The following is a 1,696-nucleotide window of genomic DNA, read 5'->3' as shown; positions in this document are numbered from 1 at the left end:
CACCGCCCGCAAGCGGCTGCCGCGGATCGTGCTCGCCGCAGCCGCCATGGGCGCCCTGCTCTGGCTCACCGTGGGCCTCGTGCCTGCCGAGACCCATGGCTTCATCAAATTCGTCGCGCTGGGCGTGCAGATCGGAGCCGGAATGGCGGTCTATGGCCTGCTTCTGCAAATACTCGGCGCAGCTTCCTGGCGCGAGGCGGTTAACGCGTTGAAACGGCCTACCTAAACCGCGAGCGCAGCGAAATACCCTTGACGGGGCAGCGCCGCTGTTGGAAACGACGGCCGAATACCTATGGGAAAGCTGACCATGCCATTCGTTGAACGGGTTTTTTCGGGCGTCCAGCCGACGGGCAATCTGCATCTCGGCAATTACCTCGGCGCGATCGTCAACTTCGTGAAGATGCAGGAAACCCACAGCTGCATTTACTGCGTCGTCGACATGCACGCGATCACGCAAGGCGTCGACGTCTGGGGCGGCCCGGCCGAGCTCACCCGCAACACCCGCGAGGTCACCGCGGCGTTCATCGCCGCCGGCATCGATCCGAAGAAGCACATCGTGTTCAACCAGAGCCAGGTCTCGGGCCATGCCGAGCTTGCCTGGATCTTCAACTGCGTCGCGCGCATGGGCTGGCTCGGCCGCATGACCCAGTTCAAGGAGAAGGCCGGCAAGGACCGCGAGAACGCCTCGGTGGGTCTGTTCGACTATCCCGTGCTGATGGCCGCCGACATCCTGCTCTACCGCGCAACCCACGTGCCGGTCGGCGAGGACCAGAAGCAGCATCTCGAGCTCTCGCGCGACATCGCGCAGAAGTTCAACAACGATTTCGGCGATTCCATTCGCGCCCAGGGCGCCAATGACGGCCTGTTCTTCCCGCTGCCGGAACCTCTGATCACGGGGCCGGCGACGCGCGTGATGAGCTTGCGCGACGGCACCAAGAAGATGTCGAAGTCCGATGCGTCGGACAATTCGCGGATCAATTTGACCGACGATGCCGACACCATCGCGCAGAAGATCCGCAAGGCGAAGACCGATCCGGAACCGCTACCGTCAGAGGAGAAGGGCCTGGAAGCCCGTCCCGAAGCCGACAACCTCGTCGGCATCTTCGCCGCGCTCTCCGGCCGCGCCAAGGCCGACGTGCTCCGCGATTTCGGCGGCGGCCAGTTCTCCAGCTTCAAGAACGCGCTGGCGGAGCTGTGCGTCACCAAGCTCGCGCCGATCGCCGGCGAGATGAAGCGCCTCGTCGCCGACCCCGGCCACATCGACGCGACCCTGAACGACGGCGCCGACCGCGCCCGCGCCATAGCCGACGAGACGATGAAGCTCTCCAAGGATATCGTCGGCTTCATCTACCGGCGCTAGAGACGGTCCGGGGCCAGCGCGCCGGCCGCATCTCCTCTCCCCAACGCTGCGGGAGTGTGGCAGCATGCCGTCCCTGCACATTCCGGGACATGCATGACCAGCAAGCGACTTTGCTTCGAGCCGGGTCACAAGCCCAAATGCCTCGTCATCGTCGATGACACCGCCGAATGGGATCGCGCGGTCTACTATGCCAGCCGCTGGGCGATCCGCGCCGGCGGCGGCGTGGTGATGCTGCGTATCATCGAGCCCAATCAGCAGAGCCAGGAATGGCTGGGGGTCGCCGACATCATGCGCGCCGAGGCGCAGGAAGCAGCGGAGGCCGCGCTCGACCGCGCC

General features: G+C 65.2%; 1 protein-coding gene and 2 pseudogenes. All 3 read left to right on the top strand.

Annotated features, from left to right (window positions below):
• Positions 1 to 226, top strand: a pseudogene (locus tag MOV75_RS36965) (murein biosynthesis integral membrane protein MurJ); the annotation flags it as partial.
• A gap of 81 nt (positions 227 to 307) precedes the next feature.
• A complete protein-coding gene (trpS, locus tag MOV75_RS36960) occupies positions 308 to 1,360 on the top strand; it encodes a tryptophan--tRNA ligase (protein WP_246932479.1) in 1,053 nt (350 codons plus the stop codon).
• A 93-nt stretch (positions 1,361 to 1,453) separates the two neighbouring features.
• Positions 1,454 to 1,696, top strand: a pseudogene (locus MOV75_RS36955) (universal stress protein); the annotation flags it as partial.

This window comes from Bradyrhizobium sp. PRIMUS42, assembly GCF_023006515.1.
Lineage (GTDB): Bacteria > Pseudomonadota > Alphaproteobacteria > Rhizobiales > Xanthobacteraceae > Bradyrhizobium.
The sequence above is the reverse complement of the archived record's forward strand: the minus strand, read 5'-3'. Positions and strand labels throughout refer to the sequence as shown.

Coding starts and splice junctions, on each gene's coding strand:
- trpS (WP_246932479.1), top strand. CDS start 308: ATGCCATTCGTTGAACGGGTTTTTTCGGGCGTCCAGCCGACGGGCAAT.